Origin of the sequence: Roseateles flavus, assembly GCF_039872765.1 — a bacterium.
GTDB classification, from domain to species: Bacteria; Pseudomonadota; Gammaproteobacteria; order Burkholderiales; family Burkholderiaceae_C; genus Roseateles_B; species Roseateles_B flavus.
The window spans coordinates 160,168-173,741 of record NZ_JBDPZC010000001.1 but is presented as its reverse complement, the minus strand read 5'-3'; the positions used below and the strand labels follow the sequence as shown (position 1 = coordinate 173,741).

General features: G+C 61.6%; 13 protein-coding genes and 1 pseudogene. 3 read left to right on the top strand and 11 right to left on the bottom strand.

The window, feature by feature from the left end; all coding sequences use genetic code 11:
- Positions 1-41: 41 nt before the first annotated feature.
- The 3 genes from ABDJ40_RS00850 (at position 42) to ABDJ40_RS24710 (ending at position 2,906) form a co-directional block, all read left to right on the top strand.
- Positions 42-842 (top strand): MipA/OmpV family protein, encoded by an 801-nt coding sequence (locus tag ABDJ40_RS00850; RefSeq protein ID WP_347604832.1) that lies wholly within the window; start codon positions 42-44, stop codon positions 840-842.
- Between the two features lie 11 nt (positions 843-853).
- Entirely contained in the window at positions 854-1,546 is a 693-nt protein-coding gene (locus tag ABDJ40_RS00845; protein ID WP_347604829.1) for a response regulator transcription factor, read from the top strand.
- A gap of 502 nt (positions 1,547-2,048) precedes the next feature.
- Positions 2,049-2,906 (top strand): sensor histidine kinase, encoded by an 858-nt coding sequence (locus tag ABDJ40_RS24710; RefSeq protein WP_430765580.1) that lies wholly within the window; start codon positions 2,049-2,051, stop codon positions 2,904-2,906.
- Between the two features lie 235 nt (positions 2,907-3,141).
- Here ABDJ40_RS24710 and ABDJ40_RS00835 read toward each other — a convergent pair whose 3' ends face one another.
- The 11 genes and pseudogenes from ABDJ40_RS00835 to ABDJ40_RS00795 form a co-directional block, all read right to left on the bottom strand.
- The gene (locus ABDJ40_RS00835) at positions 3,142-4,428 is read right to left on the bottom strand and encodes a methyl-accepting chemotaxis protein (RefSeq protein WP_347604824.1); all 1,287 of its coding nucleotides are present in this window, start codon (positions 4,426-4,428) and stop codon (positions 3,142-3,144) included.
- Between the two features lie 329 nt (positions 4,429-4,757).
- Entirely contained in the window at positions 4,758-4,883 is a 126-nt protein-coding gene (locus ABDJ40_RS00830; RefSeq protein WP_347604821.1) for a hypothetical protein, read from the bottom strand.
- Between the two features lie 236 nt (positions 4,884-5,119).
- Positions 5,120-5,443 carry a hypothetical protein gene (locus ABDJ40_RS00825; RefSeq protein ID WP_347604818.1) on the bottom strand — a complete coding sequence of 108 codons (324 nt, stop codon included), beginning with the start codon at positions 5,441-5,443 and terminating at the stop codon, positions 5,120-5,122.
- Entirely contained in the window at positions 5,440-6,561 is a 1,122-nt protein-coding gene (locus tag ABDJ40_RS00820) for a hypothetical protein (protein ID WP_347604815.1), read from the bottom strand. The genes ABDJ40_RS00825 and ABDJ40_RS00820 overlap by 4 nt, the downstream gene beginning before the upstream one ends.
- A 132-nt stretch (positions 6,562-6,693) precedes the next feature.
- A pseudogene (locus ABDJ40_RS24705) lies at positions 6,694-7,197 on the bottom strand (TniQ family protein); the annotation flags it as partial.
- Positions 7,194-8,699: a TniQ family protein gene (locus ABDJ40_RS24700; protein ID WP_430765579.1), complete on the bottom strand. Its 1,506-nt coding sequence runs from the start codon at positions 8,697-8,699 to the stop codon at positions 7,194-7,196. The gene ABDJ40_RS24700 and the pseudogene ABDJ40_RS24705, both read right to left, overlap by 4 nt.
- Positions 8,671-9,594, bottom strand: a complete 924-nt coding sequence (locus ABDJ40_RS00815) for a TniB family NTP-binding protein (protein WP_347604812.1) — start codon at positions 9,592-9,594, stop codon at positions 8,671-8,673. The genes ABDJ40_RS24700 and ABDJ40_RS00815 overlap by 29 nt, the downstream gene beginning before the upstream one ends.
- Entirely contained in the window at positions 9,591-10,322 is a 732-nt protein-coding gene (locus ABDJ40_RS00810) for a Mu transposase C-terminal domain-containing protein (protein WP_347604809.1), read from the bottom strand. The genes ABDJ40_RS00815 and ABDJ40_RS00810 overlap by 4 nt, the downstream gene beginning before the upstream one ends.
- Complete coding sequence (locus tag ABDJ40_RS00805) at positions 10,319-11,689, bottom strand: DDE-type integrase/transposase/recombinase (RefSeq protein ID WP_347604806.1); 1,371 nt, start codon at positions 11,687-11,689, stop codon at positions 10,319-10,321. The genes ABDJ40_RS00810 and ABDJ40_RS00805 overlap by 4 nt, the downstream gene beginning before the upstream one ends.
- Positions 11,643-12,368, bottom strand: a complete 726-nt coding sequence (locus tag ABDJ40_RS00800; protein WP_347604803.1) for a PDDEXK family nuclease — start codon at positions 12,366-12,368, stop codon at positions 11,643-11,645. The genes ABDJ40_RS00805 and ABDJ40_RS00800 overlap by 47 nt, the downstream gene beginning before the upstream one ends.
- Positions 12,369-13,021: 653 nt before the next feature.
- A complete protein-coding gene (locus tag ABDJ40_RS00795; protein WP_347604800.1) occupies positions 13,022-13,354 on the bottom strand; it encodes a hypothetical protein in 333 nt (110 codons plus the stop codon).
- Between the last annotated feature and the right edge of the window lie 220 nt (positions 13,355-13,574).

The window sequence follows — 13,574 nt, the reverse complement described above, 5'->3', positions numbered from 1 at the left end:
GCGCTGAAGATGCGCCATCCCAAACCCTGTCCAGGAAGCCCATGCCCGCGTTTCTCACTCCCACATTGCGCCGCACGCTCGCCGCGTTTGCCCTGCTCCCGACCACCAGCGTCTTCGCGCAGAAGCCTCCCGGCGAAGGCAAGCCCGAGGGGTCTTCTTGGGGTGTGGGCATTGCCGTCATCAGCGCACAGAAGGCCTACAAGGGCACGGATCGCGAGACGCGAGCGCTGCCCATGCTCTCCTACGAGAACCAGTACCTGAAGCTGTCCGGCCCGAACGTGGAGGCCAAGCTGCCCGGGCTTGACCTAGGAGATTCACAGCGCCTCAAGTTCAGCCTCGTGGCCAAGTTGTTCGGCGGCGGTGGCTACGAGGCCAGCGACTCGCCCTTCCTGGCCGGCATGGCCGAGCGCAAGTCCAGCACCTGGGTCGGTGGCAAGATGGAATGGGAGAACGGCGTCGCCGACCTCAAGCTGGAATGGCTGGCCGATGCGGCGAGCCACAGCAAGGGGCAACGTATCGTCCTTGGCCTGGACCGCAAATGGATGGTCGGCCCCGGCCTGATGCTCATTCCTCAAGTGAGCGCCGAGTGGGCGGACAAGAAGTACGTGGACTACTACTACGGCGTGCGAACTGGCGAAGTGGTGGCGGGGCGAGCGGCCTACACGGGCAAGGCCACGCTCAACGCTGAAGTCGGCCTGACGGGCATGATCCGTTTGGACAAGCAGCAGTCCCTGATGCTCAATGTGGGCGTGAAGTCTCTCGGCAAGGAGATCAGGAACAGCCCCCTCGTGGACCGCTCGACCGAGAACCGCCTCATGCTGGGCTATCAATATCGCTTCTAAACGCGCTTCTGATGAACCGAATCCTGCTGGTCGAAGACCACGAGAGGCTGGCACGCCTGGTCTGCACCGGGCTGGCCGGCGCCGGCATCGCCGCCGATGTGGTCCATCGCATCGACGCCGCCTGGTCTGCGCTTCAGCAGGTGGACTACGGCGCGCTGGTGCTCGACCGTGGGTTGCCCGACGGCGACGGCCTCCTGCTGCTGCAGCGGCTTCGCGGCGCAGGCTCCCCCATTCCCTGCCTGGTGCTGACGGCCCGCGATGCGCTGGCCGACCGCGTCGCTGGACTGGACTCCGGAGCCGACGACTACCTGCCCAAGCCCTTCGCCATGGACGAGCTCGTGGCGCGGGTGCGCGCGCTGCTTCGCCGGCAGAAGGAGTTGGAGCCGCTCGACCCCGGCCATGGCGATCTGCGGCTCGTGCCCAGCGACGGGCTGCTTCAATGCGGCGACCAGAGCGTGCAACTGCCTGCCTCGGAAATGCAGCTCATGCTGCTGCTGGCACGCAAGGGCGGCGAGACGGTGCGCCGCACGGCGCTGGAGGCCGCCGCCTGGGGCTTGACCGAAGCCGTCACACCGGGCGCCCTGGACGTGGCCGTGCACCGGCTGCGCCGCAAGCTGAGCGCGCTCGGTTCCCGCCTGCGCATCGTCAACGTGAGAGGTCTGGGCTATGCGCTCCGCGATGAAGAAAAACAAGTGGCTGAGTAGCCTTAGGGCCAAGGTGCTGCTGGCCTATGTGGTCGGCGTTGCCTTGAGCATTCTGCTGATCGTGGCGACCGCCGCTGCGGTCATCGACAGGCGTGACGCCGCCCCGTCCTCGGCGACGGTGGCGGAACTCGCGGAGGAACTGGCCGGATTCATTCGCTTCGATGAGCGCGGCTTGCCGGTTAGTCTGGTCGACAGCGATGACGAACTGCCATCCGATCAATCACAAGCCTGGGTATTCGACAGTCTGAAGCAGGAGGCAGCCTACCGCGTGCTGGACGCATCCGGCAAGGTCGTGTTGTCTTCCGCTGCAGGGGATGCGTTCTGGGCCGCGAGCCCGGCGGAGGCCCAAGCCCGCCGCTCGCGCTTTGAGTTCGAGCACCGCGGCGTGCTGATGCGCGGCGCCACTGCGTCGGTCGTCCACAAGGGGCAGACCTGGTATCTGCAGTGCGCAGTCAGCGCGAGGTTCACGCAGTTCATGCTCGGGGCGTTCGCATTGCCTGTCATGGGCAAAGGCATCCTGCTGTTCAGTCTCGTGCTGCTCGTGATCTTCGGCGCTTGCGCCTTTGTCACGCTGAAGTACACGCTCAAACCGCTGCAGCGGATTTCTGATGCTGCTGCGGAGATTTCGCCACGCTCGCTTGACGCCAGGCTGAACACCAGCACCGTTCCGACTGAGATCGCGCCCTTGGTTGAGAGCTTCAACCGGGTGCTGGATCGGCTGGAGCAGGGTTACCGAACCCAGCGTGAGTTCCTGGCCACGGCGGCTCACGAACTGAAGACGCCTCTGGCGCTGATCCGCGCGCAAATCGAACTGAGTACCGACAACGCGGGTCGTGCGGAACTGCTGCAGGACGTCGCGCACATGTCTCGCCAGGTCCAGCAACTGCTCCATTTGGCCGAGGCCAGCGAGGTGCAGAGTCGTCAGCTTGCGCGGGTTGACCTTACTGCGCTGGTTGAAGAAGCGGCCACCTACTTGGAGCGTATGGCCCAAGCCCTTGGTGTACGGTTCGAACTCCCGAGGACCTCGGCCCCGGTGCATTGGATGGCCGACCGCTGCGCGCTCTTCACCCTGGTCAAGAACCTGCTCGAGAACGCCGTCCAGCACACACCGCCGGGCACGCTGGTCAGCGTCGAAGTCTCGCCTCGGAGCTTGTCAGTGCGCGACTGGGGGCCAGGTGTTCCGCAAGACCAGTTGCAGATGATCTTTGCGCGCTTCTGGCGCGGTGCGCACCGGCGCGACCTGGGAGCAGGCCTGGGCCTGGCCATCTGCCAGGAGATCGCGCTTGCTCATGGCTGGACGCTTGCTGCGAGCCGGGCCGACCCGGGATTGCGCATCGTGCTTTCCAGACTGGACGCTTGAATCATGTCGCATGCACTAAACGAGCCGTCCAACTGCTACCTCAGCGCCTCAACGGCAGAAGTTTGGCGGAAAGCGCGTATTCATTGTTGGGGTGCAACGGACCGCTATCGCTGCGGACCTGCCTGCTACCTGGTGAAAGGCAGTGACAGGCTGGTTGCTGCCGCTCGCGGCGCACTCTGCGGCGGACTGCTATGTGCCCATTGCGGAAGCTCGAGCCTCTGCGAAGACAGCTGCCTCACTTGGTCTGCGAGCGAAGGGCCTGAACGGCGCCGACGACTTTGCCGGCATCCTTGCGGATCATTTCCATCGAATCGACCGCCTTGGTGGCCAAGGTCACGCTGTCCTGCACCATCTCCTGCCCCGCCTGCATGGTGGTGGTCAGGGCGGCCACCTCGGCCTGAATGGTTGCGATGGTCTTGCTGATGGTCTCGGTAGCCGCCTTGCTGTTGGCCGCCAGCTGGCGCACTTCGCCCGCCACCACGGCAAACCCGCGTCCTGACTCGCCGGCGCGTGCGGCCTCCACGGCGGCGTTGAGCGCCAGCAGATTGGTCTGTTCGGCCACGCGGCGGATCGCATCAACCGTCTCCCCGATGCCCCTGGTCTGCTGGCCGAGTACGGTTACGCGCTGCACCGAGTCGCCAAACGAAACAGCCATCGACTGGATGTGCTGCACCGCCTGCTTGACGGTCTGCGAACTCTCGACGGAGATGGACTGCGTCTCCACGGCAATGCTGTAGGCCGTGTCCACGCCCTCCTGGCGTGCCAGGTTCTGCAGCACGTTCGCGGTGATGTCGGTGGCGATCTTGACCACACCGACGACGTGGCCCTCTTCCGAGGTCACTGGGTTGTAGGTGGCTTGCAGCCAGACCGTCTTGCCGTTGCGGTTGACGCGCTGTACCTCGCCCTGGAAGAAGCGGCCCTGCCGCAGATCGTTCCAGAAGGAGGTATAGGCGGCACTCGACGCGTAGTCATGAGCACAGAAGATGCGATGGTGCTTGCCGATGATGTCTTCGCGGCGGTAAGCCATGCAACTCAGGAAATTGTCATTGACCTCCTGGATATGGCCTTCCAGGTCAAAGGCGATCACCGCCATTGATCGGTCGATGGCGCCGAGGACGCCCATGCTGCGAACCCGCGCCTCAGTCTGTTCGGTCACGTCCGAAGCAAGCATGATGACGCGCGTGACCTTGCCGGCACTGTTGATTACCGGGTTGTAGGTGGCTCGCAGCCAGACCAGATGGCCATCCTTGTGGCGGCGCTGGAACAGGCCGGTGAACGATTGGCCCGCACGCAAGCGCCGCCAGAAATCCTGGTATTCCGGGCGGCTGGCGTACTCTGGAGTGCATAGCTGCGAATGGTTCTTGCCCTCAAGCTCCTCGGGCCGAAAGCCGAAGATGTCGCCGAAGTTCTTATTGGTCTTGATGACCTTGCCATCGAGTCCTAAGTGGATGATGGCGGTGGAGCGGTCCAGGGCTTGTAACGTCCAGACGGAGGCACTGCGACGGCGAAGAAAACTCAACAAGAAGGGCCTCCAACGATGGATCTACGCGGCAACTTTCCAGGGGAGTCTGATTAGTTTACAGAATAGTCTTGCCGCGCGCCTGCGTGCGTCAGTGTGGACTCGGACCGGAAGGTGTTAAGCGTGAAAAAATGTCGAATCAGATGGATAACGCTGCCTTTGCCAGCGACCAACGTTCGGCGTCGCGGACCAAGGCTCAGCTGGAGCAGGCGTGTCCCCGACTTGTAACTCAATCGAGTTGCGGCGGGCGCAAGCATGCCACCTGCCCATCGCGAGTTGGGTAGTTGATCGTCACGTCATGCTGCTGCAGGCGCGCGTAGGCGGCGTAGATGTCAGGCACCGCGCAGGCAACATAACCCAATGTTGTGGCCGCCGCTAAATACCTCGCTCTTGCTTTCGGCGTTGGGCCAGTCGTAGGTCTGCCAGACCAGCGCGTCGTGGTCGCATGTTGCGGTCATGTTGGTGTGTGACTTCAGCAAGACCGTGGTTTACAGCAAGGGCGAGCCGATCGCCTGCGTATACACTGGCTCGATCCGCCAGACAGTCAAGTAGTTCGTCCCAATGATTGCGGCCATGTCGACGGACGACGATATCGTCGACATAGCGCCTGGCGTATCAGCGTTTGGTGTCTGGCTGATGCTTGCCGCCAGTTCCGGATCCAGCCCCATAGCGCATGTTCTGGATGTGATGGGCTTCACGATCTGCTGCGCAGCTTGGGCTTCGTTGGTTGTGTCATTTCCTTCGGACTCTTGGAGGAGCCTCTGGCGCGCTCCTTGGATCCGCTGATCCATCGACTAGGCGTGACGCGGACCCAATCACCAAGGAGGTCCTTTGCGCACTGGTGGCAGAGGTCGATTTCAACATGATTACCGTCGCCAAAGGCCGATCCCCATGTGGCGTCGAAGTCGATGCACGTGAAGTTCGATATGGTCTCGCCCGCAGCATTAGAGCTATGCCCGCAGCGGTCGCACTGGACGCCGGTGCAGTCGAAAACTTTTCGAGACTTGAAGGACTTCATGACGACTCCTGGGTTTGCCTCTGATTTGCAGGTGAACCGGCTATGCCGCTGTGGCGTGGTCGCTGGCTTGCACCGGCGCGAACTGCACCCTCAATGTCGGGCGTTGGGTGCTGCAAGCGGGTCCCCGAAAGTAGAAGCGCGCCGCGACGCCAATCCCTGACACCGGCCTCGCGAAGAATCTCTGCCAATCGCTCGGCTAAGCCAAACCCACCGTAGGGCAAGCTGAATCGAGTCAGAAATAGGCAGTCGCTGGGCGCAGATTGCCGAAGGAAGGAAGGTCGTACTCTGTGGATGTAGGTCTGCATCCACGCGGCCAAGTGCTGCTTGTGTATGGCTGCGGCCTTTGAGACTGTCGTCGAGCCGAGCGACGGAGGCTCTCTAAGCATGCAGAGTCCGTCGTTCAGCGTCAGGCTGCTCAACTGGCGGGGTCGGAGGCCTTTGCAAAGCATCGCGGCGAAGCAGGCTGCATCACGCACCCAACTTGCCCATTCAGAGCGACCTGGTGGGGCGGCCTTGACGCGTTGGTCGATGAGAGCGAGTACGCGCGTGAGCTCGCTGTCTGACAGACAGGTAGCGCTTAAACCTAACGCAGCATCAACCGCACGGGCCTCGGTGACATTCAGCATGCGCTTGAGCTCAATCTTGGAGGGCGACCTGCCCTGCGCCGACAGAACCTTGATGGCTTCGGAGACCTCCGCGCTGTTGACCCGATATCCCCGTCGAACCAGCATGGATTCGCTGACGGTACTGACCCAATGCGGAACGGGGTATTCGGAGTGCCGGAGATCGGTGGCGGACAGGCCAGCCTGCGTCATGACGGTTGCGAAGCGACAAGGCCAGTTGGCGGTAAGCCAACCTACAAGGTGCAGTTGATGTCGCCGTGACTCGAGATCGGCATCGATGAAGCGGGGCATCGATCCCATAGCGATTCTCGACAGGCACCTTCGGTGGCGGATCGGCAAGTCGGCGTCGAGAAGCTTTCTGGCGCGATGCTTTTTCGTGACGAGCGAAAGCAGGATGTGAACGCCTTGCCACCACGCCGCGGGGATAGCAACTCGGACGTTTGGATGGTCTGACTGCATCTCGAGGGGATGAACCGCAAGCCATCGGTCCTGCATGTAGAAGTAGCTCCTGCGGGTTGGGCCATAGGGACGATCGCACGCGTGGCATCGTCCGAGCGCAGTTGCTCGGGTTGAGGAAATCAATGGGGCGGCGCCGCAGTTGCTGCACTGCCCTGTGAGCAGGCACGCGTGACGCTGACAGTGGGTTATGACTGACAAGCGCCACGCCTGTCTCCAGTAAGGGGCCGCGTCTTCAGCTAGACATCGAGGACAGACAGCGTGGCGGGCTCCCATGGAGCTCTTGGGGCCCATGCCGGCATCAATGACCCAGGGGTGGCCAGTGCGCCCATCGGTCGCGCCAAACACTTGCAAAAGCGCCGTCAACTGGAGTCTTTCTAGGACGGTCTGGTCAAAGCCTGTCAGGTCCATCAAAAGGGCTGAAGCGCGCCGGCCGCTTTCGTCGAGGTCTACTCGGCCCAAGTCCGGCATCCGCATCTTCATCTGACTAAAAAGGTCGCCTGCAGTCTGGAACCCATTGGCCTTCGCTAGACGAAATACCCAGGAGGCCATGGACTCGCGGTCAGTCGGGTCGCTGACATTCCCAGGAATTGTTCGGACGAGCAAGAGCGCTGGAGCTGTGCTCCGAAGCGCGACCGGAGGGCCGGTGCGGGCTCCCGGGGCTGATCCGTTCACAGTGCCTTCTCCTGGGGTTCCTGCGTGAAAAGAGGCAACTGCCCGGCCTCCAATGCCGCGTTCAGCCAACGGACTTGCCGCTTGCTCCAGCAAAGGAGGGAGTCGGTCTGATCACCGAGTTGGCAAAGCGCCTGACGAGCCTCCTCTAGCAGCCGCATGCGCCGGACACGTCTGCCGCTGAGTTGGCCCAGTCGCCAGTTCATCGCCATGACGTAACTCTGGGTGCACAAAACCGGTGTCGATGGCAGTGCGTCCCACGCAAATGAAGATGCATCTGGACGACGCTTGATTGGCCAATTGATCGATAGGCGGTGGCCACCTTGCGTTGAAATTAGCGGCGCAACCCGCCGAAGCGATCTATGTGAAGGGGGCTTTTCCGGGGCTAGTGCGCCGTGCTCGCCTTCAGCTCGCCAAGTGAAGCTCCCACGCGTGCGGCCGTAAAGCTGCATATGCCGCTGGAGGAGGTGGTTCGACAGCGCAAGCATTCGGTCCGGGGCGCAATGTAGGGCCTGATATGTCGCAAACAGAGCGTCACGTCGCCATTCGATCGGCCACGAGCAGAAGCTTCCGAAATCAAGAAATCCAGTAACTGCAGGCGCGAGTTGATTAAGCATCCCCTGGAAAGCCGCTGGCGCTGCGCCGACTCTGGTCGAGGCCCACAGAGTGAGCGTTGGCGCCTCCAACATTCGCAAGCAACGTACGGTGAGCCACCATGGATCGGGAACTGCAGCTTGTTCAGCGCATGCAAGGAACTGGCGCGAACTGGGGCATGCATCCAGAAAGTCCAGGCCGGCGTCGTAGGAGTGCGTCGATACGGGGCGCATCTTTTCGATTCGGAGCCCGCAGGTTTCGCACACACCTAAGCCTGCCTTACGCTGCCGACCTAGGTTGAATTCGGCTGCGCAATTTGAGCAGCGATCCAGCAACCAGCATTCATGCTCCGGACAATGCAAGGTCAGTGCGAGGCGCCATGCCTTGGACCACATCGGCATCGATTGAGCGGCCACACATTTGGGGCAGATTACGTGCTTGGAAGACTCGCCCTTCGACAAATCATCTTTGCCGCGTAGGAGCCACGCGTGCCATCGAATGGATCTCGATGCACCCGTCCGCAAGAAGTGTGGGATGAGATCACCGGCATCGACACGGCAGGCGCGCGCCAACTCGATGGCCCGCGAGCTGCATGGGCCATCCCAGTCAAGATCTTGGCGAAGCATTCGCCTGCACTTGGATGCAGCGACGACATCCCAGATGTCGGCGTGCCCATTCGCTGATGCGAAGCGATGAAGCCAGGAACGAATTGACTCAGGCTCAGAACCATTTCCAACGACGAGATGACCAGGCCTCACCCTGATTGGGTTGAGAGTTCGCTCGAGTCGGCCACCGATTCGGGGCGCCTCACCGACATTGCCGGGGTGACCTTGAAGAGCAGCGAATGGGCGTCCGGTGACGGACGCCCCAGCAATGCCGGAATCAGGACGGATCACGGTGATTGTCGCCATCCAGAGGCGTTGGCCAGTAGGGCTCGCCGCGCCGATTCAATCGCCGGTACACGAACTTGTCCCCGAAGGGATTCAGCGCCGTAGGCGCCATCTCCCAAAGCAGGTCCCGAAACAGCTGCGCTAGATCAGGCATTCGCAGTTCAGGCGACAGCGATTGCTCCCCACCCCAGACAGGAATTGCGTTAAGAAGCAACGCCAATTGCCGCTGCATGCCGTCCGTGGCATAGAAGATGCGCGTTGCAAGATCTTCAGAAGACAGCCAATCGGCCTGCTCCGGCGGATGACTCTGCTCCAACCAACTGAGGATGAACCCGCGCAGTTCCATGAAGCGCGCATCGAGGTCGAAGGGCTCTAGGGAATGCACGGCAGTGACGCGCGAGCGGAGCTGGGCGTTGGTGTCGAAGAGCTCAGATGAGCGTCGAGCACCAGCAAATACTGTCGGAATTTCGATCGCGTCGACCAACTCTTTGATGAGGTCTGTGACTGTTTCATGCGTGCGCCGCCTTCCGCGATCAACCAGATGGTTGATTTCGTCAAGCATCAGCATTTCGACACCCAGGTTCCGAATCAAGGTGACCACGCGGTCATGCAGTTTTTCCTGAGTCGCGTTGCCGACGTTCGCCACACCCATGGCCTGAAGGATCGCGGCGTAGACGCCTTTCCCGGTTGGCGTGGACGGGATGGGTACTAACAAGACTGGAATGAGATCGCGGTCGTCCAGCGCTCTTCGGGGGTGTTCCGCGAGATAGCGCTTGAACAAGAACGTCTTGCCGACACCAGTCTGCCCCAGGATCCTCAAATGCTGCGGCCCATGTTGGGAGCGAAAACTGGCATGGCAGGCGGCCAGCCTGCCCCAAGCTTGCTCGAAGGAGGGGGTGTTCACGAACCAGCTCATGGTTGACCTCCTGAGTTGTGAGATTGGTGTGAATGGGGAGCCGTCTTGAAGCGCGGCACAGGTGTGTTCGCGCTTTGCGGTGGAGGCGAACCGCTTCCCCTATGCACACTCGAGGTTGGTTGCTCGGACTTGGCTGCTGGTTTGCGACGGTGCGAACTCCTGCCGCCGCCTCCGCCAGATGCGGCGCTCGGCGTGGAGCTGGACTTGAGCGATGCCTCGTCGGGAGTCGCCTGCGTCTCTGGTATGGCAGTCAGATTCAGAAGCCGCAGGAGGGCTTTCTTGGCCTTCCTGGTTTTGCAGTCCTGCAGTTGTCGAGCGTAGTCCTTCATCCGCTTACGGCCCTGAGCTGCAGTGAGACGCCCTGGAGTGCCGGCCTTGCCGCGCACAGCGTCAAGGTCGAGAATCTGTTGAACTGTCAAATCCTTGGTGTCTGGATCAGTGTTCAAGACTTCCAGGTGGCTGCCATCAGCGGGGTCTCGAACCCAGATTCGAGCCATGTGGCCGTTGCAGCGAACCGTAACCTTGGAGCCGCAGGCCTCCGGGAGTTTGCGCCTTAACTGCTGCAGCGCATGGCTCTGGAACATGGTGCCGCGCCATTGAATACCTTCGTGGCTGATAACTCGCACATCGGCGTCCGAGCAAATGATCTCCAACTCGTCAGGATCTACCGGTAGCTCCAGGCGATCCGGTGAGGCCAGCTGATTCCAGCGTTCGACGGGGCTGCTCATGATGGGCTCCCGCTGTGATCTTTCTGCATGTAGACATCGATCACCCAGATGTGCAGTAGGTGGACGAACGTCTCCAAGTCGATCACCGGCAAGTTCGCCTCCTCGAGATCCTTGCGGCGCTGCAAATCCGGGCCGGCGTAGCCAGGAAGCGAGCGCAAGAAGCCCTCCGACATGGTTCTGAAGAAGCGCTCGACCCTGCCCTTGGAGGTTGGTCTGCGTGCAGCGCAGTACTCAATGTCTTCGATGCCAACTTCTTCGCAGGCCTTTCTGACGGATTCTGAGTGGAACTCCTTGCCGTTGTCGCATCGCAGGACCAGCGGGGCGCCGTGGCACGGCCAGGCGTGCTCGATGTCCGGGTAGCGCTGCTTGACGTAGGTCTTCGGGGTGATGGCGTGGCAAAGCGCGTTGAGGACTGCCTGACTGGAGTCTCCGGTGAAGTCCACGTCGAACCCCATGACCGAGCGCGTGCAGGCTTCGAGGATTACCGTGAAGCGCGGCCTCTTGGCCACCATGCCGCGAAGGGTGTCGACGACGAGGAGATCGAGAGGGGTATGGTCGATCTCCCAAACCTCATTCAGGCCAGGCTTGTCGTGGTTTGGCCGGGCGTGGCGGAAGGTCTTCTCGGCAGCACGCTCTCCATTCCTTGCCGCGTAGATCTCGTAGGCGCTGCGCGCCATAACCCGCCGTCGGAAGGTGGAGTAGGACGGCAGCATCGAGGCGTCAAAGCCATCATCGAGTCCATGCTTCTCGATGCAAACCCGCCTGAACTCGTCATAGGAGGAGCGCATCGACTCCGCCTCTATCGTCATATGGTGGTTGTCGATCGTGAACTGCAGGACGCGTTCGATGGCTGCGTTGAAGCGCGGCTTGCCTGGTGCACCGCGCAAGTCGTAGCGCGGCAGGCACGACGCTGGGTCGCCGCCGGAGCGAACGAATCGACTGCGCGTCCGGCTCAGGCTGGAGAAGCTGGGTGGGGAGTCCTCGCCTCGACTGGCAGCCACGTCTTGCAGGACTTCGATCAACGCGGGGTCGCCGGCCTTGAATGGAACGCCGGCCTGCGCGATGGCTTTGAGGTAGGCGTACTTCCGCCGGCTCGAGTCGACGGCTTTCTCGCTGGCGTCGGCCAGCAACGGCGTAGATCGTTTGATGCGTGACGGCGGGCGACGCTCGGCGAGCTTCTTTGGAGGTTTGTCTGCCCTCAGGTTCTTGGCGCTGTAGTGCATCAACAGCGTGGAAGCCTCAAAGTCCTTGACTGCGTCCGTGGCCTCGTCTCGCGCAGTCACGATGTCATTTCGAACGTCCGTGACGAAGTAGCGCTGCTTAAACAGCCGAAACGGCTGACCGGGCGTAAATGAAAAGAGCTGCATCGTTGGCCTCATTGGGTTGGGTGTCCAAGGCGGTCGAAGGGCCGAGGACCTGGTGAATGTTGAAAGTCAGATGGCCGTGCGCCAGGGCGTGCACGGCCCGGGATCTCCCGAGCACCGTCGTCAGGTCCTCGAAGGTCGCCGGCTGGTGGCGCAGGATCAGCGCCCGCGTGCCGTCAAGCTGACGGGTAAGGGGCAACTGGCGGCCGGCCCTTCTCAGGAGCCTGAGGTTTTCCGTCAGGGCTGACGTGCCGAGATCTCGCTCGGTGACTTCGATGAAGGTCACCGAGCGAGACTGGAGCCAAATGCGGATGTCGCGGTGCTTTCGTTGGACGTCGTCGGTCTGCAGATCCTCGAAGCTCTTGGCTTCAACGACGTACATCTGTTCGCGCCTATCCAGCGCGATGGCGTCAGGCTCGTAGGTGAAATAGCCTCGCTCATCCGTCGTGCACGGAATCTGAAGAGCGATGGGCTGCACCTCCAACTGGGCGGTCAGCCAGGACTGGCAGAGCCGCGCCAGCATCTGGCGCTCGATAGCAGACTCCCAGGGCAGGCGCCCAAAGCGCCATGAGTTGTGAAAGCCGCGTTTGCGGAAGCCGGATCGAGTGACGAGCCGGCGGGGGTTGTGCCGCAGTTCCTGTCCGAGCATCTCGGCCAAGCGCGCTGCCAAGGACTGGGCCATAGGGCCTCCTTTGCGTGGATGCTTGATGGCGGCCTGCCGATGGCGGGCCGCCGTCACGGGACTAGTGCGTTACCAGAGACCGGTCTCTTGCCGTTCGTGGATCCAGTGGATTCCGTTGAACGGCACCACGAGGGGTGCGGAAGAGACATCTGGCTTGCGTGTAGACAAGCCAGTTCTCGTGCGCCGCTCGATGGCCTGGCAGCACATGCGGAATGGGGCGCTCGCCTGTTGGGCCTGGCGACTGCTCCATTCGGGCTTGAAACAGAGCGGCGAAGCGGCGACGAGGTCCGCTGTGCAGGACGGCTGCGCGCCGCAGGAGCCACGGACGCAGGAGGCTAGGGAGGGATTGGGAGGCTGCTCGCCCAGTGCCGACGGGCAAGAGCTCCGCTGAGGATATGGTCATGTGACCTCCTTCAAGTATCAAAAGTCGACGGGTTTCCGCAACGACCGCTTGGAAGCAGTCGTTCGGGGCTGGTGTTGGGTTGACGACTTGCGCCTGGAGGCAGATACTGAAGGTGCTTACTCTTCAGAGTGCCCGCAGGGACGCTCTAAACCGCCGCAGCCTTCCCGGGCTCGCGGCGGTTTTCATTTCTGGCTCTGGGGATTCCTTTTCCTTGCTTGGAGTGGAAAATATAGTTTGATGGAGTCTCAAACTATCCTTTATTGGCAATTGACTTTCGTGTTGCGGATAAAGTATTTGCTTCCTCGGGATAAGCCGCTTGCGCCTGCATTGCCTTGGCAGCGGCCAAAGTACCCAAAACATATTCCGCAATCTCTTCCGTGGCAGCGTAAATCCCGGGCCTTCCCTTGAGGGCCAGAGGAGCAAATGGAAGGCTGCCGCGCTTCTTCGCCGCAGTGAGTGCTCCCACCGTCGGGTAGTGCAGCAGCTTGCAGATGGCGCGGGCTGGCATGAACGGCCCATACTCTGCAAGTAAATCGTCCTTGAAACTCGCGCCCATTGGTACTTTTGCGCCTATCGAGATCATTTTTGAACTCGCACGACTTTAGGCGCGTCATCGGTAGATGGCAAGACGTTCGCGACGAATTTTGATAATGCCTGGATGTCGAGGTGGATCAGATTTATACCGTGCTGCGAAACTGTGGCCAGACGTGGTGTCTAAGCCCTCGAACGTCAAACGGGTCGCACATCGAGGAAAATCGTCCCTGCTCGGGCTGGCGAGGCCTGCAGCAAGCCCATGTACAACC